Consider the following 26,003-nt stretch of genomic DNA (forward strand, 5'->3'; position numbering starts at 1 on the left):
CCGGTCCCCTCGTCCGTGCCTTGTTTGCGCCCCCATTGTGCGCCTGCGGTTTTCCGCCGGTTTTCGCGACACCATCACAAACGCTACACAGAGACATCACCATGTGACGCGACGGATGCGTCGACGACTGGCTTCTGAGGGGGCGCCGGCGTCGCGCGAGGGGGTGCGTCCGCTCCGTGCGAGCCGTGCTCACCCCTGCCTGGGAGGGGACTTCACCGCATGAAGCGGACCATTCGCACCGCTGTGCTCACGGCGGGCACGCTCATCGCCGCGCTCGGCTTACCGGCCGGATCGGCACACGCCGACGACCCCGCGCCCCGCACCGACCTGCGGGTGCTGGTGGTGAGCGACGGCGGTCCGTCGACCGCCGCCATCGCGGCCGAACTGGACTCGGCCGGAACGCCGTACACCACCGTCGACCTCACCCGGGGCGGGCGGCCCACGATCGACGCCGCCTTCCTCGCCGACACCGTGGACGGCCGGCCGCGCGCCAAGTACCAGGCCGTGGTGATGCCCAACGACAACCCCTTCCCGGCCGGCTCGGCCGAAATGGCGGCCCTGAGCGCCTACGAGCGCACGTACGGCATCCCGCAGGTCGACGCCTACACCTACTCCCGGCCCCAGGTCGGCCTCCAGTACTTCGCCTCCGGCGGCTACGCCGGCAGCCTCGACGGCGTGCGCGCCGGGGTCACCGCGGCCGGCCTCGGCGGCCCGTTCGGCTACCTCGACGGGGCCGTCCCCTTCGAGGACAACTCGCCCACCGTCGGCGAGAGCTACGCCTACCTCGCCCAGCCCGCCCCCGGCGCCGACTTCACCACCTACGTCGACGCACCCATACCCGGCACGCCGAGACGAGGCTCGCTGGTCGGCGAGTACCGGCACGACGGACGGCGCGAACTCGTCGTCACCTTCGTCTACAACCAGTACCAGCAGCAGTTCCGCCTGCTGGCCCGCGGCATCGTCGAGTGGATGACCGGCGGGGTCCACCTGGGCGCCTCGCGCAACTACTTCGCCGTGCACGTCGACGACGTCTTCGCCGCCGACGACCGCTGGGACAGCGTGCTCAACTGCACCCCCGGCGACGTGGACTGCGCGAACGGCGCCGGCACCCCGAGCCCGATCCGCATGACCGGCGCGGACGCCACGTACGCCGCCGAGTGGCAGACCGCCCACCGCTTCACCCTCGACATGGTCTACAACGGGGCCGGCAGCCTGGACCAGCGCGAGGACAACAACGGGGCCGACGAGCTCGCGGACACCCTCATCGCCCAGCGAGACCGCTTCCGCTGGGTCAACCACACCTACACGCACGCCTACCTCGGCTGCGAGCAGGACGTCAGCGCCGTGCCGTGGAAGTGCGCCACCCTCCCGGGCGGTGCCACCAAGTGGGTCACCAGGGCCGCCATCAACGACGAGATCGCGCTCAACCGCGTCTGGGGCCAGACCTCCGGACTGCCCCTGCAGAACGACGAGTTGGTCACCGGTGAGCACTCGGGCATGAAACTGCTCCCGCAGCAGCCGCAGGACAACCCCAACCTGGCGCTCGCCCTCGCCGACAACGGCGTCAAGTGGCTCGCCTCGGACAACTCCCGCGACCCCGACCAGCGGCCGGTCGGCCCGGCCGCCACCGTCGCCCGCTACCCGATCAACGTCTTCTACAACGCGGGCAAGGCCGTCGAGCAGGCCGACGAGTACAACTGGATCTACACCCGCCGCTCCCAGGGCGGCAGCGGCATCTGCGAGGACCACGCCGACACCACCACCTGCCTGCCCGCCCCGCTGGACACGGCCACCGGGTACGCGCAGTACATCGCTCCGCAGGAGATCCGCACCGCCCTCGGCCACGTCCTCTCCAACGACCCCAAGCCGCACTTCATCCACCAGTCCAACCTCGCCGAGGAGCGCATCGCCTACCCCGTCCTGGACGGGGTCCTCTACGGGTACGACGCCCTCTTCGCGGACAACACCCCCGTGGAGAACCTCCGGATGAAGGACATCGGCGTCGAACTCCAGCGCCGCGCGGCCTGGAAGGACGCCGTCAGGGCCGGTCAGGTCACCGCCTACCGCATCGGTGACACCGTCACCGTCCAGGCCCCGAACGGCCTCGCGGTACCCGCGACCCTGCTCGCCGGCAGCCGCCAGGGCACCGCCGCCTTCGGCAGCCCCTACGCGGGCCGGGCCTCCGGCTGGACGGCCTCGGCCGGGACGCCGCTCGCCTTCACCCTTCCGGCGTCCGCCGCCACCGGAGCGCGGAACGGAGCCGCCGCCTTCGCCCGGCCGGCTCCCCAGACCGCCCCCGCCCCGCGCACCGAGGTCCCCGCGGCCGTGCGCGAAGGCGGCTCCCGAGCCCCCCGGGGCTGACCGACCGGCGCACGTCAGGTCCCGGCCGCCCCTGCGCGGCCGGGACGGCCAGGTCCACCGACCGCGGCCACCCCCACATCTTTCCGGCCGTGGAGCCCACCCATGCACGTTCACCACGGCGCGCGCCGCCCCGGAGCGACACGCGTCACCCTGCTCACCGAAGGCACCTACCCGCACAGCCACGGCGGCGTCAGCGTCTGGTGCGACCAGCTCGTCCAGGGCATGCCCGACCTCGACTTCGACGTCATCGCGGTCACCGGCACCGGCCGCGAAGCCCTCGCCTGGGACCTGCCCGCGCACGTCCACAGCGTCCGCTCCGTCCCCATGTGGGGTGCCCCGCCGGAAGGCCGGCGGCCCCGCGGGCGCGCCGAGCGGCGGCTGGCCGCCGCGTACGAACGGTTCCTGACGGCGCTCCTCGACCCGCAGGCCGAGGACGGGTTCGCCCCCGCGCTCTACACGATGGCGCGCGCCGCCGCGGACGGACAGCTGAGTCCGTTCCTGCGCGGCCACCGCGCCATCACCATCCTCGCCGCGGTGTGGAACCGGCCCGGACTGGCCGTCCGCGAGGCCCGTCCGACCCTGCGTGACGCGCTCACCGCCACCACCCTGCTGGAGCACGCCCTGCGCCCGCTCGCCGCACCACCGCCGAGGGAGGGCGTCGCGCACGCGGTCAGCGGAGGCGTCGCCGTACTGCCGGGCCTGGCCGGACTCGAACGCCACGACGTGCCGCTCCTGCTCACCGAGCACGGCGTCTACCTGCGCGAACGCTACATCGGCTACCGCACCGCGCCCTACCGCTGGCCGGTCAAGGCCCTCGTGCTCGGCTTCTTCCGGCTGCTGGCGCAGGAAAGCTACCGCCGGGCCGCCCTGATCACCCCCGGCAACCGCTACAACCGGCTGTGGGAGGAGGAGGGAGGCGCCGCCCCGGAGTCCATACGCACCGTGTACAACGGCGTCGACCCCGCGGCCTTCCCACCGGCCGGGCCCGAGCCCGAGGTCCCTACGCTGAGCTGGGCCGGCCGGGTCGACCCCATCAAGGACCTGGAGACCCTGATCCGCGCCTTCGACCTGGTCAGGCGTCAGGTACCGGAGGCCCGGCTGCGGCTCTTCGGCGGCACCCCCCGGGGCGGGGAGGCCTACCGGGAACGCTGCGAGGCACTGGCCGCCGAGCTCGGGCACGCCGACGCCGTCGTCTTCGAGGGCCGCGTCGACGACATCAAGGACGCCTACGCCGCCGGCAACGTCGTGATGCTCTCCAGCATCAGCGAGGGCTTCCCCTTCACCCTCATCGAGGCCATGTCGTGCGGACGGGCCACCGTCTCCACCGACGTGGGCGGCGTACGGGAGGCCGTCGGCGACGCGGGACTCGTGGTGCCGCCGCGGGACCCGGCCGCCATGGCCGCCGCCGCCGTGGAACTGCTCGCCGACGCACAGCGGCGCGCGGCGATGGGCGAGGCCGCCCGCCTGCGGGTGATCGAGCAGTTCACACTGCGCCAGACCATCGACACCTTCCGCTCCATCTACCTGGAACTGCCAGCCCTCGCCCGGTCCGCCGCGGCCCCGCCCCGCATCGCGGTGGCACCCGTGCCCGCGCAGACGTCCACGGCACCGGCCTCCGTACCGGTACCCGCCTCCGTACCGACGGCCGCCTCCGCACCGGTACCCGCCTCCGTACCGACGGCCGCCTCCGCACCGGCGGCCGTCACGGGACCGGCCGTCGCACAGGCGCCCGTCCCGCAGCCGGCCGCCCCGGCGGGTGCGCGCCCGCGTCGTCCCGTACCGTCCTGGGCCAGGGCGGACGCCTCCGAGGAGAGCACCGCGTCGGCGGTCTCCGGCACGGGGAGCCTCGCCGGATGAGCGGACCCATGGACCTCGAACCGCGCCGCGGGCAGGACGACACCCTGACGCTCCGGCTGGCCGTGCCCAAACGCCCGGCCACCCGCCGCCGCGGCGCGGACCCGGTCACCCCCGGCCCGCGCGGGACCGCCCCGGGCCCCGACGGCGAGGCCGTCACCCTGGGGCTGCGACTGCCCGGACCCGCCCGGACCGACGAGGCCGTCAACGGGCTCGCCGCCGACATGGCCGACCGCGTGGGACCGGCCGTCCACCCCTACGAGGTGGCCGCGCTGCTGGAGGCGGACGGGCTCTCCGCCGACACCATCCGGCAGCGCTACGGCCACCCCGACATCTTCTCCCTCGCCACGGCGCTGTACGAGCGGGTGCCCCGCGTCTTCACGGAACCCGCCCGCGAGGCCGACCCCTGGCGCCCCGACCACCTGCGCTGCCTGCTGCGCGGAGTGCTGTTCGCCCTGCCCGCCCTCGCCTACCTGCTCACCGCACCGCTGTGGCAACCCGGCAAGCACGCCGCCGCGCTCGTCGTCGCGGGCGTCTTCTCCTGGGCCTGGGGCCAGGCCCTCGGCCACCGTGCCTACCTGTGGATGGTGGCGGGCCGGCGCGAGGCCGCCCGCACCCTGCTGCGCGGGGCACCGCTCGGCGCCGCGCTCGCCACCGCGGCCGCCGCCGTCCCCGCCCACGGTTCCCCGGTGATCTGGGCGGCGGCCGCCCAGTCCCTCTACCTCGCCGCCGCGGGCGTACTGCTCGTCCTGGGCCGGGAACCGCTGCTGCTCGCCGCCCTCGCCCCGCTCGCCGCGGGCGCCGCCGTACTGCCCTGGTGGGAACCCGGCCCACTGCTGCGCGCCGGGCTCACCCTCCTGGCCCTCGCCGCCACGGTCGCCGCCGCCGGCCGGATCCTGCGCACCGAGTACGCCGCCGAGCCCGCGGCGGGCGGGGGCGCCGGGCCCCCGCTGCCGCGCTCCCTGCCCTACGGCCTGTTCGGCCTGGCCGCCGCCCTGCTGGTGCTGCTCGCGGGCCGCCGCGAGCCGTACGCGGTGATCGTGCTCACCGTGAGCATGGGCCCCGCCGAATGGCTGCTCTACCGCTACCGGGGCCTGTCGGCCGCCGCGCTCGGCGCGTCCGGGAGCCCCGTCGGCTTCCGGCTGCGGTCGGCCGGAGTCCTGGCCCTGTGCCTGCTGCTCTACACGCTCCCGCTGGTGCCCGCCGCGCTGCTCACCGGCGCGGGCCCCGCCACCCTGCCCCTGCTCGCCGCGACCCTGTGGACCGCCCTGCTGCTCCAGGCCTTCGCGGTGGCCTGGACCCCGGCCCTGATCTGCCTCGGGGCCGCCGGCACCGCCGGCGCGGTCACCCTGTTCCGCCCGCCCCCGGGACCGTCCGTCCTGCCGCTCTGCTGCGCCGGCGCCGCCCTGTGCCTGATCGGGTGCACGCTGCGGCTCCTCGGCCGGCCCGCCTCCCACGCCTGACGACCCGCGCCCGGCCCCGTACCCGTACCACCCATCGAAAGGAGAGGTCGGTTGACCTCCGCACCGCTCGCCGCCGTCACCGGAGCCGAAGGCTTCATCGGCTCCCACCTCACCGAATCCCTCGTCGCCCGCGGCTACCGGGTCAGGGCCATGGCCCAGTACAACTCCTTCTCCTCCTACGGCTGGCTGGAGACCCTCGACCCCGACGTCCTCGACCAGGTGGAGATCGTCCTCGGCGACGTCCGCGACCCCGGCTCGGTCCGCGGGCTCCTGGAAGGCGCCGACTGCGCCTACCACCTCGCCGCCCTCATCGCGATCCCGTACTCCTACCGGGCCCCGCACAGCTACGTGGACACCAATGTCACCGGCACCCTCAACGTGCTGGAGGCCGTCCGCGCGCTCGGCACACCGCGCCTGGTGCACACCTCCACGAGCGAGACGTACGGCACCGCGCAGACCGTCCCGATCACCGAGGACCACCCCATCAACACGCAGTCCCCGTACGCCGCTTCGAAGGCCGGCGGCGACCGGCTCGCCGACAGCTACCACGCGAGCTTCGACACCCCCGTGGTGACCCTGCGGCCCTTCAACACCTTCGGCCCGCGCCAGTCGATGCGCGCGGTGATCCCCACCGCCATCGGCCAGGTGGCGGCCGGGGAGCGCGTCATCACCCTCGGCGACCTGCGCCCCACCAGGGACTTCAGCTACGTCAAGGACACCGCCGCGGCCTTCCTCGCGGTGGGCACCGCCCCCGCCGCGCAGGTGGTCGGCCGCACCTTCAACTCCGGTACCGGCACCGAGATCTCCGTCGGCGACCTGGTGGCGCTGATCGGCAAGGTGATGGACGTTCCGATCGAGGTGCGCGAGGACACCGAGCGGCTGCGGCCGGCCGCCTCCGAGGTCATGCGGCTCGTCGCGGACGCGAGCCGGCTCACCGCCGCCACCGGCTGGGAACCGGCCCACAGCCTGGAGGAAGGCCTGGCGCACACCGTCGGGTTCTTCCGCGACCCGGCCAACCTCGCCCGGTACAAGACCGGCATCTACAACGTCTGACCCCTGCGGACCCCACACCCCCACGCCCACCCCACCGCCACACCCACGTCCCCCCACCACGGCTCGTCACACGACTGATGGAGGAACTCCCCATGTACGCAGTGATCCTGGCGGGCGGCAAGGGCGTCCGGCTGCGCCCTTACACCACTGCCCTCCCCAAGCCGCTCGTCCCCATAGGCGACCAGCACGCCATCCTGGAGATCGTGCTGCGCCAGCTGTCGGCCGCCGGATTCACCCGCTGCACCATCGCCATCGGCCACCTGGGCGAGATCATCCGCGCCTACGTGGGCGACGGCGCCCAGTGGGGGATGAGCATCGACTACGCCACCGAGGAGAGCCCGCTGGGGACCATGGGCCCGCTGCTGAACCTCCGCGAGCGGCTCCCGGAAAGATTCCTCGTGATGAACGGCGACGTCCTCACCGACCTCGACTACGCCGACGTGCTGCGCCGCCACGAGGCCTCGCGCGCGCCGCTGACCATCGCCACCTACCCGCGCAAGGTGCACGTCGACTTCGGGGTGCTCACCACCGACGCCACCCGCGTCGTCGGCTTCACCGAGAAGCCCAGCATGGACTACCGCGTGTCGATGGGCGTGTACGGCCTGAGCCGCGAAACCCTCGACGGGTACACTCCCGGCCTGCCGCTCGGCTTCGACGAGCTCGTCCTCGACCTCCTCAAGACCCAGAACCCGCCCCACGCCTACGAGTTCGACGGCTACTGGCTGGACATCGGCCGCCCCGACGACTACGACCGGGCCAACGCCGAGTTCACCAGCCGCAAGTCCCTGCTGCTCAAGGGAGCCTGAGCACGTCATGCGCATTCTCGTCCTGGGACGCACCGGCTATCTCGGCGCGCACGTCGCCGACCGGCTGGGCGCCCTGCCGGATGTACGGGTCCTCGACGCCGGGCGCTCGCCCGGCGCCGGGTTCGGCGTCGACCTCGCCACCGACCGGACCGAACGGCTGGCCGAGACCCTCGCGGGGGCGGCCCCCGACGCAGTGGTGAACTGCGCGGGGGCGACCGGCGGCGACCCGGTCACCCTGGCCGAGGTCAACTCCCGCGGCCCCGCCGTACTGTGCGCGGCCCTGCGGGAGGCCGCCCCGCAGGCCCGCCTGGTCCACCTGGGCTCGGCGGCCGAGTACGGGCCGGGCGCGTTCGGCGTCCGGGTGGGGGAGTCGGCGGCCACCCGCCCGGTCACCCCGTACGGAGCCACCAAACTGGCCGGCACCGTCACGGTGGCCACCTCCGGCCTGGACGCGGTCGTGCTGCGGGTGGGCAACCCGGTCGGGCCCGGCGCACCGGCCACCGGCCTGCCCGGCAGGCTCACGGCCCTGCTGCGGGAGGCCGGTCCGGACCCGGCGGCGGTGCTGCGGCTGGGCGACCTGTCCGCGTACCGCGACTTCGTGGACGTACGGGACGTGGCCCGGGCGGTGGAACTCGCGGTGACCGCCCCCGGTCCCCTGCAGTCGGTGCTGAACATCAGCACCGGCGAGGCCGCGCCGGTCCGCGAGCTGGTGCACGGACTGGCCCGCCGGGCGGGCTTCCGGGGGCGGATCGAGGAGAACGCGGGCGGCGCGCCCGGCTCGGCCCGCTCGGCCGAGGTGTCCTGGCAGTGCTCCGACGTCACGGCGGCGGTCCGGGTGCTGGGGTGGCGACCCGCCCGCCAACTGGACGACATGCTCGCCTCGTTGTGGGAGGCCGTCCCCCGGAGCGGCAGCCCCGCGCGATGACCCTGCTGGTTCCGCTGTACGTGCATCCCGCGGAGGACCCGGGGGCCTGGGCGCGGCTGATCGGGGCCGCGCCCCGGACCTACGCGGTGGTGCTCAACCCCGCGAGCGGTCCGGGCCCGCGCCCCGATCCGGCGTTCACGGCGGCGGCCTCGGCCCTGCACGCGGCCGGCGCCCGGCTGCTGGGATACGTCGACACCGCGTACGGGCGGCGGGACGGGGCGGAGGTCAACTACGAGATCCTCCGCTACCGGGAGTGGTACGGGGTCGACGGCTGCTTCCTGGACCGGGTGACCGCGGAACGCGGGGGGCTGCGCGCCTGCCGCCGCCTGGTCCGGTCGCTGCGCAGCCTGGGGGCGAGCACCGTCGTCCTCAACCCGGGCGTCCACCCGGACCCCGGCTACCTCCGGCTGGCGGACCTGGTCGTCACCTTCGAGGGCGACTGGAGCACGTACGTGTCGGCGTTCAGCCGGCCCGGGTGGACCGCCCGCCACCCGCCGGAGCGCTTCTGCCACCTCGTCTACGGGGTCCCCGAGGCCCTCGTCCCGCTCGCGGTGCGCACCGCGGGCGAGCGGGGCGCGGCGGTCTCGGGCCCGGTCACCGGCCACCTCCCCAACCCGTGGACCGAGCCGACCCCGGCCCTGACCGCCCCCGGCACCTGACGTCCCGCCGGGCGGCTCCGCCTCACCCCGCGGCGGGGCCCCCGGCGACCCGGAGGGTGGCGGGTCCGGCGGCCGGCAGCGGGGCGGCGCCGGCGCCCCCGAGGTCCGCCGCGACCCCGTGGAGGGGGCGGGTGCCCTCGGCGGCACCCGCCAGCCACCGCCAGATCCGGGTCCCGGCGTCGCAGGGCCCCGGTGCCGCCCCCCGGCCGGAGAGCCACGTCGTGAGGGTGAACCGGTGGTCGGCGAACCGCCTGCTGGGGCAGGTCGACGGGACGACCTCGTGGAAGGCGGAGGCGGGGAAGAAGACGATCGTGTCGTGCTCGGGCTCGATCGTTCGGTACGTCTCCGCCGGCCGCGCCCGGTGGCCGTCGACCACGGTGTCGTGGAGGCGGAGCTGGCCGCCGCCGAAGCCGCGGGGCCGGCGGTGGAGGTAGTAGACCGCGGACACGGCCGTGCTCACGTCACGGACCCGCGACGCGTCGGTGTGCATGCCGTAGTGGCCGCCCTCGCCGTGCGCCGTCAGGACCGTCAGGGACCGGTCGAGCGCGGCCCGGTGGCCGAGGGACTCCCGGACGAGCGGCAGGCAGTCGGCGAGGTGCCGGCTGAACACCTCACTGGTCACGGGAAGCACCAGTGACTCCCTCCCCTTGTGGGACTCCTCTCCGGTCAGGGGGTCCAGCACCGTCCCCGCCGTGAAGTCGCCCTGGCGCCCGATCGCGTACTCCAGCAGGGCGTCGGCGCGTTCGGCGCCGAGGAAGTTCTCGAAGCGGCACACCGGCGCCGGTATCACGAGCGCGGGGGACCACCGGTCGGAGGGAGGGAGGACCCGGGTGCCGATTTCCGACGCGGTGGCCGGTTCTTTCGCGAATCCGCTCATGGCCCGGAACCGTACGCGCGCCGCGGGCCACGGCGAAGGGGCACAGGGGGGCGCACGGGGGAACGTCCACGGTGCCCCGTACGTGCGCCCCGGCGCGGGCTCAGCCGGCCGATCCTGCCCGACTCCGTTCGGCGGACGGTCAGCCAGGGGGCGGGCGGGTCAGTGGAAGACGCCCGCGCGGGCCGCCGCGCACGCGGCGCGGGCGGCGCGGCGCGGGAGTCGCGGGTCGGGGGCGCTGCGCAGGAGCAGCAGTTCCTGGTACAGCGGCGCCGTGGCCGTGACCAGCAACGCGCGGGTGTCCAGGCCGGGTCGGAGCTCGCCCCGGTCCACCGCCCGGTCGGCGACCGGCGCCGAGCGGGCGTAGCGGCCCTCCCAGAAGCGGGTCAGCGCGCCCGCGGCCTGCGCCGAGCGGAAGGAAGCGGCGATCAGCGCGGTGGTGAGGTTCCCGCCGGAGCCGGAGCCGGAGCCGGAGCCGGAGCCGGAGCCGGAGCCGTCGGTCGGGTCGGTCCCGGCCGGCCGCAGGGCGTCGTAGACCTCCTGGTTGAGGGCGGTGAGGTCGTCCTCCAGGGACCCGGTGTCGGCCGGGCGCCAGCCGTCGTCGGCGGCCGCGTCGAGGACGTCGGCCAGCAGCCCTCCGACGTCGCGCCACCGCCGGTACACGGTGGTGCGGTGGACCCCGGCCCGCTCGGCGACGGCGTCCACCGTCAGGGCGTCGTACCCGGACTCCACGAGGAGCGCCCCGACCGCCTCGACGACCTGCGCCCGGACGCGGGCGCTGCGGCCGCCCGTCCGGCGTCGGACGCCCTCGGGGCCGGACTCGGGAAGATCGCTTGCGTTCTCGGGGGATGTCATGTCACGATTTTAACGCAACATCCGTCGCTTTAAGGAGTTCCGATGGTCATCCGTCGCATCCGGCCCGCCGGCCGCCGCCCCCGTTCCGCCCCCGCCCGCCCCTCCCACCTCCCGGAGACCCTCCATGACCGCGACCGACACCTCCGCACGGCTCACCGCGCTTGACGTCACCAAGGCCTACGACGGCCGCCTCGTCCTCGACTCCGTCACCTGCTCCGTCACGGCAGGGGACCGCCTCGGCATCGTCGGCGAGAACGGCTCCGGCAAGTCCACCCTGCTCCGCATCCTCGCGGGCGCCGAACAGCCCGACAGCGGAAGGGTCTTCATCCGCTCCCGCGGCCGCGTCGGCCACCTCGCCCAAGAGGAGGAGTTGCCCGCACACCTCACCGTCCAGCGGGTCATCGACCGGACTCTCGACGAACTGCGCCTCATGGAAGCCGAGTTGCGCCGGCTGGAGCGCCGGATGGAAGACGGCGACACCTCCGTCCTGGACACCTACGCCGACCTGCTGACCGCCTACGAACTCCGCGGCGGATACGAAGCCGACGCACGCGTCGAACGCGCCCTGCACGGCCTCGGCCTGCTGCGGCTGCGCCGCGACAGCCCGGTCGGCGCGCTGTCCGGCGGGGCCCGGGTCCGGCTGCGCCTCGCCGCGCTGCTGGCCGCCGAGCCCGAGGTGCTGCTGCTCGACGAACCGACCAACCACCTGGACGACGCCGCCCTGACCTGGCTGGAGGAGCACCTGCGCACGCGCCGCGGCACCACGGTGGCCGTCTCCCACGACCGCGTCTTCCTCGACCGCGTCACCACCTCCCTCCTGGAGGTCGACACCGACACCCGCACGGTCGTACGCCACGGCAACGGCTACACCGGCTACCGCGCCGAACGGGCCGCCACCCGCGAGCGCGCTGAGCGGGCCCACGAGGCCTGGACCACCGAGGTCGCCCGGCTGCGCGAAGCCGCCGCCGGGACCGCGCGGCGGGTGGCGCCCGGACGGGCCCGCAAGGACGGCAACAAGATGGCCTACGACCGGGCCGCGGGCCGGGTGCAGCAGTCCCTCGCGAGCCGCGTGCGCCAGGCCGAGGAACGCCTCGGCCGGCTGCTGGCGCAGCCGGCGCCCCGGCCCGCGGAACCCCTCCGCTTCACCGCCGTGCCGCAGGGGGGCGAAGCGCGCGGAACGCTCCTCGCCGCGCACTCCGCCGGGGTCCCGGGGCGTCTGGCGCCCACCAGCCTGGCCCTCGGCCCCGGCGACCGCCTCCTGATCGGCGGACCGAACGGCGTCGGCAAGAGCACCCTGCTGAACCTGCTCGCCGGCACGTCCGAGCCCGCGCTGGGCCGTGTCGAACGCCGGGGCCGGATCGGACTGCTCCGCCAACTGCCTGACCCCGTACCGGACGGGCGGACCGTCCTCGCCGCCTACGGGTACGGGCGCGCCGGAAACCCGGAGGAACACGCGGAACGGCTGCTGGCGCTCGGGCTGTTCCACCGCGACCGGCTCGGCGTCCCCGTCGGCAGCCTGTCGGCGGGGCAGCGGCAGCGGCTCGCGCTGGCGCGCCTGGTGACCGAACCGTACGACGTCCTCCTCCTCGACGAGCCGACCAACCACCTCTCCCTCGCCCTGGTGGAGGAGCTGGAGTCGGCCCTCGCGGGCTTCCCCGGCGCGGTGGCCGTCGTCAGCCACGACCGGATGCTGCGCGCCCGCTGGCAGGGCGCGCGACTCGACCTCGCGGCAGCAGCCCCCGCCGTCGGCCGCTGCGCGGCACACCCGACGAGCACCGCCCACGCCGCCTGACCTCGATCGAGCACCGCCCGCGCCGCCCGACCTCGATCCGCCACTCCGAGAGGACCCGTATGCCCCGCACCCTCACGCCCGACCGTTCCTTCCCCGTCTCCCACCCGGGCTCGGGCCCGTACGCCCTGACCACCGGCGCCGACGGCGCGCTGTGGTGCACGTTGGTGCACGCCGGCCGGATCGCCCGGCTCACGCCCGACGGCCGGCTCGACGAGTTCCCGCTCGACTCGGACTCCTGCGGCCCCTCCCTCATCACCGCGGGCCCCGACGGAGCGCTCTGGTTCACCCGCATGCGCGACGACCGGATCGGCCGGATCGACGTGGACGGACACGCCCGCTCGTACGCGCTGCCCACACCGGGCGCGGGCCCGTACGGCATCGCGGCCGGACCCGACGGAGCCCTCTGGTTCACCCAGCTGCACACCGACCGGATCGGCCGCATCGACACCGTGGGAGCCGTCGTGGAGTTCCCGCTGCCAGGCCTCGAAGGAGCCTTCCCCTCCATGATCACGGCAGGCGGCGACGGCGCCCTCTGGTTCACCCTCAACCAGGCCCACGCCGTCGGCCGGATCACACCCGCCGGCGAGGTGACCCTCCATCCGCTGCCCACGCCCGGGGCGGCACCCGTGGGGATCGCGGCGGGAGCGGACGGAACCCTGTGGTTCACGGAGATCGGGGCGGGCCGCATCGGGCGGATCACGACGGCGGGGGAGGTGACCGAGTTCCCGCTCCCGGACCCGGCCTGCCGCCCGCACGCGATCACCACCGCCCCCGACGGCTCGGTGTGGTTCACCCTGTGGGCGACCGGCCGGATCGGCTCCCTCACCCCAGACGGCCACCTGGAGGAACACGCCCTCCCAGACCCCGCCTGCGAACCCCACGGCCTGGCGTTCGGCCCGGACGGCGCGCTCTACACGGCCCTGGAGACGGGGGAGATCCTGCGCCTCGTCCGCGGCGGGGCGTGATCCCCGCACACCGGCGGAGCCGGACGGCCGGCACCGGAGCGGCCGCGCCGAACCGGTCAGGCGGCCGTGAAGAAGCCCTCGGGCACGCCGTCCAGGATGAACCCGTTGTCGAAGCGGACGCGGAGCGTCACGCGCAGCCGCTGCCGGCGGTAGGCGGTCCACTCGGGCTCCAGGGCCGCGATCTGCTCTTCGAGCTGCTTCCTGCTCTGCGTGGGCATGTCCCGGCCGAAGGAATCGAGCAGCGACGCGAGCCGCTCGTACTCGCGGGCGCCCCGGCCCGGCCGGTCGTGCCGGACGACCCGTTCCACGGTCCCCCGCGTGCCCGCCGCCAGCCACAGGGACCCCACGGCGCCGCCCGTCGCTTCCTGCGGATCGTCCTGCGGGCCGTCCTCCGGGCCCTCCGCCGGGGCGTCCGTGATCGCGACGTTGTCGCTCAGCCTGGTGTCCGCCGCCAGCTCGACCCGCAGGCCCTCTTGGAACGTCATCGATACTTCATCCCTCGGAATCCCTCGGATCGGTGCACGCCGCCCGCAACCCCGGGCGGTGCCATTATCCGTACCGGACCGCCCGGGTGCGGCGGGGGCCGCCGGCCGCGCCTACACCAGGGCGCCGTCCCGGGCCACGATCCGGCCGCCGCGCACGACAACGTCGCGCCGCGGCACGTCCACCACGGCCTGGGGAACGCACTCGCCCTCGACGAGCACGAAGTCGGCCGGGGCGCCCGGGGCGAAGTCCGCGCGCGCCAGTCCCATCACGTCGGCGCCCCCGTGGGCGGCGACGGCGAAGCAGGACGTCAGCTCCTCGTCGAGACGGGCGTCCGTGGTCCAGCCCAGGAGGTGTGCGCGGTGCAGCATGTCGGCGTTCCCGAACGGACTCCAGGAGTCGCGGACACCGTCCGAGCCGAGGCCGACGCGGACGCCGTGCTCCCGCAGCCGGGCGACGGGCAGGACCAGGGACTCGCTCGGGGCGACCGTCGTCAGGGCGATGTCCAGGTCGGCCAGGTCGGCGGCCGTCGCGTCGAGGTCGGGTCCGGACAGGAACGCCAGGCAGAAGACGTGGCTGACCGTCACCTTCCCCCGCAGCGACAGCGCCCGGGTGCGCTCGACGACGGCCCGCAGGACGCGCGTGCCCTTCTCGTCCCGGTCGTGGAGGTGCAGGTCCACGCCGACGCCGTAGCGGTCCGCGAGCCCGAAGACCAGGTCCAGCTGCTCGTCGAGGGCGTGGTCGAAACCGATCGGGTCGATGCCGCCGATCAGGTCGACGAGGCCGCTGCGCGCCGCGTCCTCCAGCAGCGCGGCCGTGCCCGGGGAGCGGACGACGCCGTGCTGGGGGAACGCCACGATCTGCACGTCGAGCGCACCGGCGAGGCGCTCACGGGCCTCGGCGACGCCCTCGACACCGGCCAGGCCGTACGCGGGCGCCACATCGGCGTGCGCGCGCATGGCCCGGCTGCCGCGCGTCACCGCGTGCGCCATCAGCCCGTACGCCCGCTCGCCGACCGGACGGGGCTGCGCCCGGTGGAGCTCCACGTCCTGGTCGCAGTAGCCGGCGATCCCGGAGGCGGGCCGCCGCGACACCCAGTCGCCGCCCCAGCTCGTCTTGTCCGGGTGGATGTGCGCGTCCACGAGCGAGGGCAGCGCCATGCGGCCCGCGCAGTCCACCACCTCGGCACCCTCGGGCGCGGGGGCGCCGGAGACGCGGCCGTCCACGACCGTGAGGTCCACGGGCCGACCCACCCCGAGGGGACGTACGTCGCGGAAGACCACGGACACGGGGGGCTCCTTGGGGGCAGGGGATGCCTGGTGCGCCCTTTTGTATACCAGTGAGCGAACGGCTTGCAAGAATTCCCGGGCCGAGACCCGGCGCTGATGGGCCTCAGTCCGTCTTGGTATACAAACCGGTGTCCCCGAAGAGCGACCGCAACGCCACCGAGCGACTGTCCCGCACGTGCAGCAGCGTGCTCGCGGCAGCCGCCTCCTCGTCACCCGCCGCGATGTGCCGGAAGACGTCCGCGTGCTGCGCCCGCATGTGTTCCGGCTCCGCACGCAACCCGAAGAGCAGACGGAGCTGCCAGTCGAGCTGCTCCATCGTCCGCGCCAGCAGCGGATTGCCGCTCAGCGCCACGATCCGCTCGTGGAAGGCGGCGTGCTCGGCCACCTCCCGCGCCCCCTCGTCCACCGCGGCCGCCCGCTCGGCCCCCTCCAGCGAGGCCCGCAGGGCGGTGAGCCCCGCCGGCTCCCCGGGGAGGGCTGAGGCCACCGCGCGGGCGGCGAGCCGCGACGCCTGCACGGCGAGCGGCTCCCACACCTCGTACAGGCACCGCACGTCGGCGCGCTCCAGCCGGCGCACGCGCACCCCGCTGTGCGGCAGCAGTTCCAGCAGTCCCTCGGCGACCAGGGCGCGCAGCGCCTCGCGCACCGGGACCCGTGACATCCGCAGCTCCTCGGCGACCTCCCGCTCCACCAGGCGCGAGCCCATCGGATAGCGGCGGTCGACGATCCGCTCCCGCACCGCCTCGCGCGCCTGCGCGCTCAGCGACGTGCGCGCCGCCGGGGCACGCCCCTGCCCCGCGGGCTCCCGCCCCGATGCCGCTCCGCCGGCCGCCATGCCCACCCGTCCTCCGCTCGTCGTGCCCCGGGCGAGGATACGGCCCGCATCCGCCGCCGAGCCCGCCGTCGGTCTTCGGGCCGCCGTCGTTCCCGGGCAGGGCAGGCCCGCCCGGCCACGGGCCGGGCCCCGGAGCCGGGGCCCGGCCCGTGGCCTCGTCGCGCCTACCGGGACCACACCGTGCCGCGGGCCTCGTACTCCAGCATGGCCTCGACCCCCGTCGCCGCGTCGGCGCCCAGCTCGCGGCGGACGAGCCACAGGGCGAGTTCGAGCCCCGAGGTGATGCCCCCGGCCGTCACCAGATCGCCGTCGTCCACGACCCGCGCGTCCTTCAGGACGCCGCCCTCCCGCTCCAGGTCAGGACGCGCCCGGTGGTGGGTCGTGCAGGGCCGGCCCCGGGTCAGCCCGGCGGCGGACAGCAGCATGACGCCCGTGCACAGGGCGCCGATCGTGAGCCCCGGACGCGGCGCCTCGCGCAGCGCACGCGTCAGGACGCCGCGCCGGATCTCGGCCCACACCCCCGGATCCTCGCGACGGGCGTAGCCGCCGCCCGGCACCACCACGACGTCGGCCTGCCGCGGGTCCCAGCCGTGCTCGACGAAGACGCGCGTCCCGTACGAGGCCCGGACGGAACCGGGGCGGGACGCGCCGACGTACCGGACCTCGACCGGCCGGTCCGTGAAGAAGCGGGCGGCCGAGAAGACCTCGTACGGGGCGGCGAAGTCGAGCTCCTCCACCCCGTCGAACATGACGACGTGCACCCTGAGGGGCTTCCCGGCGTCGCCGGCGCCGCGCCCGGCCGCGGAGGCGGCCGGGCCGCCCGCGAGCCCGGCGCCCCCCGCGACCGCTCCGGTGGCACCCAGCGCGGTCGACGCGCGGAGCAAGTCTCTGCGGTTCAGGCTCATTTCGGCACTCCTCGGTGTGGTTCGGACGGGTCGGAGGCCGACGGACCACGGCCCCGTCGAAGGGGTCGGGGGCGCGGGCGCACCGGTTCCCGAGGAGCCCTGTGGCGCGCCGCACACCGTGCCCCCGTACCGGGGACGCCACCCGCCGCGAACCGAGGGCGACGCGGGACGTACCCACCCGTACACGGTCCGTGGCGTACCACGGCGAACCGGGACGATCGAACATACGATGGGCGCAACCGGCGCGGGCGGCTCGCCGTGCCGCCGGACCGGGACGCTCGGGCGGGTGGGAGACGTATGGCAGAGGTCGCCGACACAGCGCGGACCGTCATCCTGACCGTGGACGACGACCCGGGAGTCTCCCGCGCCGTCGCACGCGACCTGCGCCGACGCTACGGCGCCACGTACCGCGTCGTACGCGCCGAGTCCGGGGAGTCGGCGCTGGAGGCGCTGCGCGAGCTGAAGCTGCGGGGTGACCTGGTCGCCGTCATCCTGGCCGACTACCGCATGCCGCAGATGAACGGCATCGAGTTCCTCGAACAGGCCCTCTCCGTGTACCCGGGCGCGCGGCGCGTCCTGCTGACCGCCTACGCCGACACCAACGCGGCGATCGACGCCATCAACGTCGTCGACCTCGACCACTACCTGCTCAAACCCTGGGACCCGCCGGAGGAGAAGCTCTACCCGGTCGTCGACGACCTCCTCACCGCCTGGCGCACCAGCGACTACCGGCCCGTGCCCGCCACCAAGGTGGTCGGCCACCGCTGGTCGGCGCGCTCCTCCGAGGTGCGGGAGTTCCTGGCCCGCAACCAGGTGCCCTACCGCTGGTACTCCTCCGACGAACCCGAGGGGCGGCGCCTGCTGGAGGCCGCCGGGGCCGACGGGGAGCGGCTACCGCTGGTGATCACCCCGGAAGGGGCCGTGCTCGTCGAGCCGGAGGCGACCGAGCTGGCGGCCCACGTGGGACTCGCGACGACCCCGGCCGCCGAGTTCTACGACCTCGTCGTCATCGGCGGCGGTCCGGCCGGCCTGGGCTCGGCCGTGTACGGCGCGTCCGAAGGGCTGCGCACCGTACTCGTCGAACGGTCGGCGACCGGAGGTCAGGCCGGGCAGAGCTCCCGCATCGAGAACTACCTCGGCTTCCCGGACGGCGTGTCGGGCGCGCAGCTCACCGACCGCGCCCGCCGCCAGGCCGGCCGGTTCGGCGCCGAGATCCTCACCGCCCGCGAGGTCACCGGGCTAGAGGTCAATGGCTCCTCGCGCGTCGTCCGCTTCTCCGACGGCACGGCGGTCGCCGCGCACAGCGTCATCCTGGCGACCGGCGTGTCGTACCGCCAGCTCCACGCACGGGGCTGCGACACCCTGACCGGCTGCGGGGTGTACTACGGCTCCTCCCTCACCGAGGCCGCCTCCTGCCAGGGACAGGACGTCTACATCGTGGGCGGCGCCAACTCCGCCGGACAGGCCGCGATGTACCTGGCACGGGGCGCGAAATCGGTGACCCTGCTGGTGCGCGGCGAGTCCCTGAGGGCCTCCATGTCCCACTACCTGATCCAGCAGATCGAGGAGGCCGCGAACATCACGGTACGGACCCGGACCGTGGTCGACGAGGCCCACGGCGACGGGCACCTGGAGCAGCTGACGCTGCGCGACGTGGACACCGGCACGACCGAACTCGTCGACGCCCAGTGGATGTTCGTGTTCATCGGCGCCGCCCCGCTCACCGACTGGCTCGACGGCACGGTGCTGCGCGACGAACACGGCTTCATCCTGGCCGGGCCGGACCTCACCCCCGACGGACGGCCGCCCGCCGAGTGGGAACTGGACCGGCCGCCCTACCACCTGGAGACCAACATTCCCGGCGTGTTCGTGGCGGGCGACGCCCGCGCCCAGTCCGCGAAGCGCGTCGCGTCCGCCGTCGGAGAAGGAGCCATGGCCGTGATGCTCGTCCACCGGTACCTGGAGCAGTCGTGAGCGGCCGGGCCGTGCCCTGCGCCCCGCAGGAGATCGCCTCGCTGTTCCTGTTCGAGAAGCTCACCCCCGAGCAGCTCGGGAGGCTGTGCACCGAGGGACGGGTCGAATGCTTCGACCCCGGCCCGGTCTACACCGAGGGCGAGCCCGCCACCTGCTTCTACGTGATGATCGAGGGCACCGTCGTCCTGTACCGCCGCGTCGGCGGCGATGACGTGGAGGTGAGCCGCACCTCCCAGCGCGGGGTGTACTCCGGCGCCATGCAGGCCTACCTGGGCGACCGGGTCCCGCAGCTCTACACCAACTCCATGCGCGTGACCGAGCCGACCCGGTTCTTCGTCCTGCCCGCGCAGTCGTTCGCCGACGTCATGCGGGAATGGTTCCCGATGGCCGCGCACCTGCTGGAAGGGCTCTTCTTCGGCTCGAAGAACACCCAGCGGGCCATCGGCCAGCGCGAACGGCTCCTGGCCCTCGGCTCGTTGTCCGCCGGACTGACGCACGAGCTCAACAACCCGGCCGCGGCGGCCGTCCGGGCCACCGCGACCCTGCGGGAACGGGTCGGCAAGATGCGGCACAAGCTCGCCGTCATCGCCCGGGGCCCCTACTCCCGCGAGGCGCTGGCCGAGCTCATCGACATCCAGGAACGCACCGCCGAACGTGTGGCCAAGGCGCCGGTACTGAGCCCCCTGGAGGCGTCCGACCGCGAGGACGAACTCACCGACTGGCTCGAAGACCACGGCATCCCGGAGGGCTGGCGGGTCGCACCGACCTTCGTCCAGGCCGGACTCGACACGGACTGGCTGGAACAGGTCGCGGCCACCGTGGCCGAGGACATCCTGCCGGGTGCCATCGGATGGCTCAACTACACCGTCGAGACCGAGCTGCTGATGGACGAGATCGACGACTCCACCACCCGCATCTCCCACCTCGTCGACGCGGCCAAACAGTACGCGCAGCTCGACCGGGCCCCGCACCGGTCCGTCGATGTCCACGAGCTCCTCGACAGCACCCTGCTGATGCTGTCGGGCAAGATCGGCAACCGCATCCGGGTGGTCAAGGACTACGACCGCTCCCTGCCCGACGTGCCCGCCTACCCGGCGGAACTCAACCAGGTGTGGACCAACCTCGTCGACAACGCCGTCTTCGCGATCGGGAGCACCGGCGGCGACGGCACACTGACCGTCCGCACGGCACGGGAGGGCGACCGGCTGCTGGTCGAGTTCCGCGACACCGGCCCCGGCATCCCGGCCGATGTCCGGGGCCGCATCTTCGACCCCTTCTTCACCACCAAACCGGTCGGCGAGGGCACCGGTCTCGGCCTGGACATCTCCTGGCGGATCATCGTCAACAAGCACCACGGCAGCCTCCAGGTCGAGTCCGCGCCGGGCGACACCCGCTTCCAGGTACTGCTGCCGCTGACCACCCCGGAACCCGAGACCACCGAGGAGCCCGTATGACCGGCATCGACGGAATCGACCCGAGCGTCCCGCCCACCGGCACCGGCTGCGCCGAGTGCGACACGGCGGGCGGCTGGTGGTTCCACCTGCGGCGCTGCGCCCAGTGCGGCCACATCGGCTGCTGCGATTCCTCACCCGCCCAGCACGCCACCGCCCACTGGAAGGCCAGCGGCCATCCCCTGGTGCGGAGTTTCGAACCGGGTGAGGACTGGTTCTGGGACTACGACGGCGCCGAGCTGTACACGTCCGGCCCGGACCTCACGCCCCCGCTCGCGCATCCGGCCGACCAGCCGGTACCGGGCCCGGCCGACCGCGTCCCCGAGGACTGGACACTGTTGCTGCACCGCTGAACGCCCGCCACCGGGGCCGTCGGGGCGCGGACAGGTCCGCGCCCCGACGGCCACACCGCGATCAGATGTTGATGCAGGTGTTGCCGGCGGCGGGGTTGAGGGCGCCGATGATGTTGATGCTGTTGCCGCAGAGGTTGATCGGCACGTGGATGGGCACCTGGATCACGTTGCCGGAGAGGATGCCGGGCGAGCCGACGGCGAAGCCTTCGGCGTTGGCGTCTGCGATGGCGGTGCCGGTGGCGCCGAGGATGCCGGCCGCGGCGAGGGCGGCTGCGGCGATGGCGGTGCGGATGCGCATGTCACTCCAATGTCGATGACGGAACGTCGAAGCAGGATCACACCGCGTGCGGAGGCCTCCCGTCGGGCATTCACCCGACCCGGGCGTGTTGCGGAGATCCGGGTGACGCGCCCGCGTGCCGGGCGCCCGGGGCCGGGCCGGGAGCGGCCGAGCCCCCGGTCGACGCCCCCGGCCGCCGCCCCCGTCAGCGGCCGGTGGGCCTGCCCGACATCAGCCTCGACGCCTCGATCTCGGCCCACACGGCCTTGCCGTCCTCATGGGTGCTGGTGCCCCAGCGATCGCAGACGCGCTCCACGATGTACAGGCCGTGGCCGCCCGGGAGGCCCGGCCGCGGGGCGGGCTGGCGCAGGGGCGGGGTCGTCGAGCCGTCGAAGACCTCGACCCGCAGGAACTCGCCGCCCGTGAGGGCGAGTTCGGTGCAGCCCCCGGCGTGCAGAGACGCATTGGCCAGCAGCTCGGAGACGACGAGCAGGGCGTCCTCGGAGGTCTCGGTGCCGTCCCAGCCCCAGTCCCGCAGCGCCTCGCGGGTGAAGTCGCGGCCCTTGGCCACGTGGCCCCGGACGCCGGACAGGGCGAGCCGGCGGCGCTGCCGCACGACGGGGGGAGGTCCGGCGGGCAGTGGATCGCCGGTTGCCGTGCCGATGGTCTCCATCGTGCCCTCCCACCCCCACCCGTCGACGTCGGTCTCCGGACGTCTCGTGTACCCCCCGCGCCCGGGAACACCCGGGAATTCCGGTGACAGTGTAGGGGACCACCCGTGTCAGCGGGTGGCCGTGCGCATCCCCAGTGTGAGGCCGCCGTCCGAGGGCTGGTCCTCGCCCGGCCCCGCGGCATCGCCGACCGCCCGGACTTCCACGTTCCGTACGGCCGTTGTCGCACACCTCCACCAACAGCCCCACGGGGAGGAGCTGTCGGGCCGCCGGAGCCGGACGGCGCGGGCCTCGGTGCCCTCGTCGGGCCGATGAACAGGCATACTCGCCTCCGGGGGCCTTACAGGTGACGATCCGGGAGGCGTACATGGCCGGGGCACAGGACACGGACCACGGCGGCGTGGTGGCGGCAGGCCGCGCGGCCGGAGCCGGATGGGTGGTGACCGCGCGCGGGGAACTCGACCAGGACACGCTGCCCCCTCTCCGGGAGGCGCTCGTCTCCGCCGCCGCCCGGTACCCGCTGGTGGTGCTCGACGCCGCGGGCGTCACCTTCGGCGACTCGTCGTTCCTGAACCTGCTGCTGCAGGTGCACCAGCTGACGACCCTGCGCGTCGCCGCCCCCGGTGAGCGGTTGCGCCGCCTCTTCGCCCTCACGGGCGCCGACACGGTGCTGTCCCTCCACCCGGACGTCGAGGACGCCGTCGGCGGGCCCTGACCGCGCCCCACCGTTGCGGTTCCGGAGCGGTCACCGGCCCGGCCGCCGCGGTCGTGTGCCGCGCGGTCCCTGCGGAGCGTCCCGCGCGGGGTGCCTCAGTAGCGCAGCGCCGTGCCCGTCAGCGCCGTCACCGTGCCGGACAGCTTGTGCGTGCTGCGGGCCGTGCCCTGCCCGGTGCCCTTCCCCGGGACGTCCGTCACCGTCACCACCACCGTGTCCAGGAGGTTGCCGCCCTCGTCCTCGAACTCGACCTGTACCGCGAAGGACTTCTCGCCGTCGTCGGTGTTGCGCACCGTCACGGGGACCGTCGTGTACCCGTCGCCGTCGGTCGCGACCGGGCCCAGGGTCACCTGCTCCTTGGCATTGACCCCGCCCTTGACCTCGGCCAGCTTCTCCTTCGCCACGGCGGCGGCGGACGCGGCGGCCTTACCGGCCTCCGCGGCGGCCGACGAGACCGCCTCTCCCGCCGACCTCACCGCGGCGGCGGCGCTCGACACGGCGCCGGACGGGCTGCCGCCGCTGTCCGAACAGCCCGCCGCGCCCCACGCCAGCACCGTCAGCAGCGCGCCTGCCGCACCGCGCCTCCACAGGTCCGCCGCCACCACGCCTCCAAGGGGTTCCGGGCCTCCCAGTCAACGGCCCGGCGGCCCGGATGCCCAGTGGTCCGCGCATCCGGGTGAGGTGACGGCCCCGTCGTCACCGGGGGCGGCCCGCCGCGCGGCGGTGTTCGTGGACGCGCAGGTGGAGGGCGGCGAGGTCCAGCAGGGGAGTGGACACGCCCAGCGCGCGGGCGCGGACGGTGAGGTCGGTCAGGACGTGGTCCGCCTCCGTGGGGGCCCCGGCGACGAGGTCACGGTAGAGGGAGGGGGTGAGCGGGGAGCCGGGGGCCGTGACGGTCGCCCGGGTGAAGGCGAGTTCGGCCTCGGGCACGGGGTGACCGGCCGCGCGCGACACCGCCGCGGCCTCGGCCAGCAGGGCGGGCCCGAGCGCGGCGCCGCCGGGAACGGCGTTGATCTCGCCGACCGTGCCGCGCATCAGGCAGGTCAGGGCGACCAGGGTGGAGATGAACACCCACTTGTGCCACATGGCCGCGACGATGTCCTCGGTCGCCGGTGAGTCGATTCCCGCCTCGGCCAGGACCCTGCGGATCCCGTCGACGCGTCCGGAGGGCCGGGCGTCCCGCTCGCCGGTCAGGATGACCGCGGGCGGCGCCATGCGCAGGATGTCGCCCTCCGCGTTCAGCGTGGTGACCACCTTCGCGACCCCGCCGAGGACCGCCGCGTCCCCCAGGGCCGCGACGAGCGCGTCGAGGTGGGCGATCCCGTTGAGCAGGGGGACGACGGCGGTGTCCGGGCCGACCGCGGGCGCGATGTCGGCCAGTGCGGCGTGCAGGGCGGTCGCCTTCACGGACAGCAGGACCAGGTCGTAGGGCCCGCCCGGGGCGTCGGCCGTCACCAGCCGCGGCGCGAGGCGGAGCTCCTCCCCCTGGCCCTCGACGCGCAGGCCCCGGGCCTCCAGGGCCTTCGCGCGCGCGGGCCGGACCAGGAAGGAGACGTCCTGGCCCGCCGTGGCGAGCCGGGCGCCGAAGAAGCCGCCGACGGCGCCCGCGCCGACCGTGAGGATCCTCATGAGGACTGCCTTTCGTGAGAGGGAACGTGGGAGGGGAGGGGAACCGGACCGGCACCGGGACCGTGGTCCGGTCCCTTGCGCGGGGAGCGGGGCACGTACCGGGAGACCGCCACGCCGGTCAGGCAGAGCGCCCCGCCGGCGAGGGTGAGCCAGGCCGGCACCTCGCCCAGCAGGGCCCAGCTCAGCAGGACGACCACCGCCGGGACGGCATAGGTCGTCGCACCCAGCTTTCCGGCGGGCATCCGCGCCAGGGCGTAGGTCCACGCGGTGAAGGCGAGCGCGGTCGGCACCACACCCAGGTAGACCATGTTCAGCGTCGCGGACACGGGTGCCCCGGGCAGTTCCGTGAGCAGCCGGCCGCCGAAGGGCAGGCAGGCCGCGGTCCCGGTCAGGCAGCTGAACGCGGTGATCTGCAGGGGTGTGCCGTGCGAGAGCGCGGGCTTCTGGGCGATGACGCCGGTCGCGTAGGCGACCGCCGCGAGCAGGCAGAGCACGACTCCGAGCACCGGGGTCGAGCCGGCGTCGCCGGACGACATGGAAAGGCCCACGACCACCGCGCCGGCGAAGGACACCGCCATGCCGGCCAGCAGCCGCGGGGGCAGCGCCTCGCCGAGGAACCGGGCCGCGAGCAGCGCCATGAGGATGGGGCCGGTGTTCACGAGCAGGGACGCCGTCCCCGCGTCGACCAGCCGCTCCCCCCAGTTCAGGGCGACCGTGTAGCCGCAGAACCACACGACGCCGGACAGCAGGATGCCGGGCAGGGCCGCGCGGGGAGGCAGGCCCTGACGGCGTACGAGGAGCAGGACGGCCAGTGTCAGCGAGGCGGCCAGCAGCCGGCCGAGGGCCAGGGCGCCGGGGGAGTAGGCGGCGCCCGCGCTGCGGATGGAGACGAAGGCCGAGGCCCAGGCGAACACGGTGAAGGAGACGGCGCCGACCGTGAGGAGGCCGGCCGGAAGGAGGGGACGGGAGCGGAACGTCATGCGCCCACCCTAGAGGCTGAACATTTCGGTGTCGACCGAAATGTTGATGGACGTTGCTTCCGGATGGGGATTCAGCTCCACGCGTCGGGCGTGATCCCCAGGAGCCCGGTGAAGGCCCGCTCCCCGGCCGGCGTCACCTCCAGCGCCCGCCCGCCGCCCTCCGCGGGCACCACCCACTGCCCCTCCAGTGCCCGCGCGCGCAGCCGGGCCCCGGCCAGGCCGCCCAGGTGGCGTCGCCGCTCGGTCCAGTCCAGGCAGGAACTGACCTGCGGCCTGCGCCCCTCGCCGGTGAGGTCGACGCCGGCCGCGGCGCACCAGGCCCGCCCGTCGTCCGTCAGCTCGAACACGCCGTCCGTGCGCAGCAGTCCGCGCCGCTCCATCGCGTCGGTCACCGCCATGCCGAGCCGCCCGGCGAAGTGGTCGTAGCACGTCCGGGCGCGCGCCAGCGGGTCGGGCGCGGCGACCACGGGGACGGCGTGCGCCGCGTCCCGGCCCGGGATCGCGTACGAGGCGAGCGCGTCGACGAGGCGGGCGGTCGCCGCGTCGGCGATGCGCACGTAACGGTGCCGGCCCTGCCGCTCGGTGACGCAGATGCCCGCGTCGAGCAGCCGGACCAGGTGGCCGCTGACGGTGGACGGGGCCACGGCGGTGATCCGGGCCAGCTCGCCCGCGGTCCAGGCGCGCCCCTCCAGCAGGGTCATGCAGATGGCGGCCCGCGTCTCGTCGGCCAGGGCGGCGGCGAAGGCCGCCAGGCGGGCGGCGGGGGCCGGTGCGTCGTCCGAGGGTGTCCCGAAAGGCAATGCGTTCATCCCTCCAGAATGCCCCATCGCTTCG

25 protein-coding genes are annotated in these 26,003 nt (G+C 74.6%); 13 read left to right on the forward strand and 12 right to left on the reverse strand.

Going from position 1 to position 26,003, the window contains the following annotated elements; genetic code table 11:
• Positions 1-219 precede the first annotated feature (219 nt).
• From OG295_RS34870 to OG295_RS34900, 7 genes are all read left to right on the forward strand, one after another.
• A complete protein-coding gene (locus tag OG295_RS34870) occupies positions 220-2,361 on the forward strand; it encodes a hypothetical protein (protein ID WP_371680642.1) in 2,142 nt (713 codons plus the stop codon).
• A 102-nt stretch (positions 2,362-2,463) separates the two neighbouring features.
• A complete protein-coding gene (pelF, locus tag OG295_RS34875; RefSeq protein WP_371680644.1) occupies positions 2,464-4,218 on the forward strand; it encodes a GT4 family glycosyltransferase PelF in 1,755 nt (584 codons plus the stop codon).
• On the forward strand, positions 4,215-5,678 hold the full coding sequence (locus tag OG295_RS34880) for a hypothetical protein (RefSeq protein WP_371680645.1): 1,464 nt from the start codon (positions 4,215-4,217) through the stop codon (positions 5,676-5,678). Before pelF ends, OG295_RS34880 begins: the two co-directional genes overlap by 4 nt.
• 51 nt (positions 5,679-5,729) lie before the next feature.
• Complete coding sequence (locus OG295_RS34885; protein WP_371680646.1) at positions 5,730-6,731, forward strand: GDP-mannose 4,6-dehydratase; 1,002 nt, start codon at positions 5,730-5,732, stop codon at positions 6,729-6,731.
• 92 nt (positions 6,732-6,823) lie between these two features.
• The gene (locus OG295_RS34890) at positions 6,824-7,537 is read left to right on the forward strand and encodes an NDP-sugar synthase (RefSeq protein WP_371680647.1); all 714 of its coding nucleotides are present in this window, start codon (positions 6,824-6,826) and stop codon (positions 7,535-7,537) included.
• Positions 7,538-7,544: 7 nt separating this feature from the next.
• Positions 7,545-8,462, forward strand: coding sequence for an NAD-dependent epimerase/dehydratase family protein (locus OG295_RS34895; RefSeq protein WP_371680648.1), 918 nt, complete (start codon positions 7,545-7,547; stop codon positions 8,460-8,462).
• Positions 8,459-9,121 carry a spherulation-specific family 4 protein gene (locus OG295_RS34900; RefSeq protein ID WP_371680649.1) on the forward strand — a complete coding sequence of 221 codons (663 nt, stop codon included), beginning with the start codon at positions 8,459-8,461 and terminating at the stop codon, positions 9,119-9,121. The genes OG295_RS34895 and OG295_RS34900 overlap by 4 nt, the downstream gene beginning before the upstream one ends.
• A 22-nt stretch (positions 9,122-9,143) precedes the next feature.
• Here OG295_RS34900 and OG295_RS34905 read toward each other — a convergent pair whose 3' ends face one another.
• The gene (locus tag OG295_RS34905; RefSeq protein WP_371680650.1) at positions 9,144-9,998 is read right to left on the reverse strand and encodes a 2OG-Fe(II) oxygenase; all 855 of its coding nucleotides are present in this window, start codon (positions 9,996-9,998) and stop codon (positions 9,144-9,146) included.
• A gap of 159 nt (positions 9,999-10,157) precedes the next feature.
• Positions 10,158-10,850: a TetR/AcrR family transcriptional regulator gene (locus OG295_RS34910; RefSeq protein ID WP_371680651.1), complete on the reverse strand. Its 693-nt coding sequence runs from the start codon at positions 10,848-10,850 to the stop codon at positions 10,158-10,160.
• Positions 10,851-10,974: 124 nt separating this feature from the next.
• Between OG295_RS34910 and abc-f the strand changes: the two genes are divergently transcribed.
• Positions 10,975-12,642, forward strand: coding sequence for a ribosomal protection-like ABC-F family protein (gene abc-f, locus OG295_RS34915; RefSeq protein WP_371680652.1), 1,668 nt, complete (start codon positions 10,975-10,977; stop codon positions 12,640-12,642).
• A 59-nt stretch (positions 12,643-12,701) separates the two neighbouring features.
• Positions 12,702-13,607: a virginiamycin B lyase gene (locus OG295_RS34920; protein WP_371680653.1), complete on the forward strand. Its 906-nt coding sequence runs from the start codon at positions 12,702-12,704 to the stop codon at positions 13,605-13,607.
• Between the two features lie 56 nt (positions 13,608-13,663).
• Here OG295_RS34920 and OG295_RS34925 read toward each other — a convergent pair whose 3' ends face one another.
• The 4 genes from OG295_RS34925 to OG295_RS34940 form a co-directional block, all read right to left on the reverse strand.
• Positions 13,664-14,092, reverse strand: a complete 429-nt coding sequence (locus OG295_RS34925; RefSeq protein ID WP_371680655.1) for a hypothetical protein — start codon at positions 14,090-14,092, stop codon at positions 13,664-13,666.
• Positions 14,093-14,203: 111 nt separating this feature from the next.
• Entirely contained in the window at positions 14,204-15,430 is a 1,227-nt protein-coding gene (locus OG295_RS34930) for an amidohydrolase (protein WP_371681404.1), read from the reverse strand.
• A 52-nt stretch (positions 15,431-15,482) separates the two neighbouring features.
• Complete coding sequence (locus OG295_RS34935; protein WP_371680656.1) at positions 15,483-16,214, reverse strand: GntR family transcriptional regulator; 732 nt, start codon at positions 16,212-16,214, stop codon at positions 15,483-15,485.
• Positions 16,215-16,378: 164 nt separating this feature from the next.
• On the reverse strand, positions 16,379-17,113 hold the full coding sequence (locus OG295_RS34940) for a DJ-1/PfpI family protein (protein ID WP_371681405.1): 735 nt from the start codon (positions 17,111-17,113) through the stop codon (positions 16,379-16,381).
• A gap of 303 nt (positions 17,114-17,416) precedes the next feature.
• Between OG295_RS34940 and OG295_RS34945 the strand changes: the two genes are divergently transcribed.
• The 3 genes from OG295_RS34945 to OG295_RS34955 are packed head-to-tail and all read left to right on the forward strand — an operon-like array spanning position 17,417 to position 20,897.
• The gene (locus tag OG295_RS34945; protein WP_371680657.1) at positions 17,417-19,093 is read left to right on the forward strand and encodes an FAD-dependent oxidoreductase; all 1,677 of its coding nucleotides are present in this window, start codon (positions 17,417-17,419) and stop codon (positions 19,091-19,093) included.
• Entirely contained in the window at positions 19,090-20,547 is a 1,458-nt protein-coding gene (locus tag OG295_RS34950; RefSeq protein ID WP_371680658.1) for an ATP-binding protein, read from the forward strand. Before OG295_RS34945 ends, OG295_RS34950 begins: the two co-directional genes overlap by 4 nt.
• Positions 20,544-20,897 (forward strand): UBP-type zinc finger domain-containing protein, encoded by a 354-nt coding sequence (locus OG295_RS34955; RefSeq protein WP_371680659.1) that lies wholly within the window; start codon positions 20,544-20,546, stop codon positions 20,895-20,897. The genes OG295_RS34950 and OG295_RS34955 overlap by 4 nt, the downstream gene beginning before the upstream one ends.
• A gap of 61 nt (positions 20,898-20,958) precedes the next feature.
• On the opposite strand, the gene OG295_RS34960 is transcribed toward OG295_RS34955, so the two are convergent.
• Together OG295_RS34960 and OG295_RS34965 are read right to left on the reverse strand one after the other, a co-directional pair.
• Positions 20,959-21,195 carry a chaplin gene (locus OG295_RS34960; protein WP_371680660.1) on the reverse strand — a complete coding sequence of 79 codons (237 nt, stop codon included), beginning with the start codon at positions 21,193-21,195 and terminating at the stop codon, positions 20,959-20,961.
• Positions 21,196-21,379: 184 nt separating this feature from the next.
• Positions 21,380-21,847 carry an ATP-binding protein gene (locus tag OG295_RS34965; RefSeq protein WP_371680661.1) on the reverse strand — a complete coding sequence of 156 codons (468 nt, stop codon included), beginning with the start codon at positions 21,845-21,847 and terminating at the stop codon, positions 21,380-21,382.
• A 365-nt stretch (positions 21,848-22,212) separates the two neighbouring features.
• Here OG295_RS34965 and OG295_RS34970 point away from each other — a divergent pair, with 365 nt between their 5' ends.
• Complete coding sequence (locus tag OG295_RS34970; RefSeq protein ID WP_371680662.1) at positions 22,213-22,560, forward strand: STAS domain-containing protein; 348 nt, start codon at positions 22,213-22,215, stop codon at positions 22,558-22,560.
• 95 nt (positions 22,561-22,655) lie between these two features.
• Here OG295_RS34970 and OG295_RS34975 read toward each other — a convergent pair whose 3' ends face one another.
• The 4 genes from OG295_RS34975 to OG295_RS34990 form a co-directional block, all read right to left on the reverse strand.
• Positions 22,656-23,162: a hypothetical protein gene (locus OG295_RS34975; RefSeq protein WP_371680663.1), complete on the reverse strand. Its 507-nt coding sequence runs from the start codon at positions 23,160-23,162 to the stop codon at positions 22,656-22,658.
• Between the two features lie 94 nt (positions 23,163-23,256).
• Positions 23,257-24,189, reverse strand: a complete 933-nt coding sequence (locus OG295_RS34980; protein ID WP_371680664.1) for a 2-dehydropantoate 2-reductase — start codon at positions 24,187-24,189, stop codon at positions 23,257-23,259.
• On the reverse strand, positions 24,186-25,169 hold the full coding sequence (locus OG295_RS34985; RefSeq protein WP_371680665.1) for a DMT family transporter: 984 nt from the start codon (positions 25,167-25,169) through the stop codon (positions 24,186-24,188). The genes OG295_RS34980 and OG295_RS34985 overlap by 4 nt, the downstream gene beginning before the upstream one ends.
• A 71-nt stretch (positions 25,170-25,240) precedes the next feature.
• The gene (locus OG295_RS34990) at positions 25,241-25,978 is read right to left on the reverse strand and encodes an ArsR/SmtB family transcription factor (RefSeq protein ID WP_371680666.1); all 738 of its coding nucleotides are present in this window, start codon (positions 25,976-25,978) and stop codon (positions 25,241-25,243) included.
• Positions 25,979-26,003: the final 25 nt, after the last annotated feature.

This window comes from Streptomyces sp. NBC_01276 (assembly GCF_041435355.1).
Classification (GTDB): Bacteria; Actinomycetota; Actinomycetes; order Streptomycetales; family Streptomycetaceae; genus Streptomyces.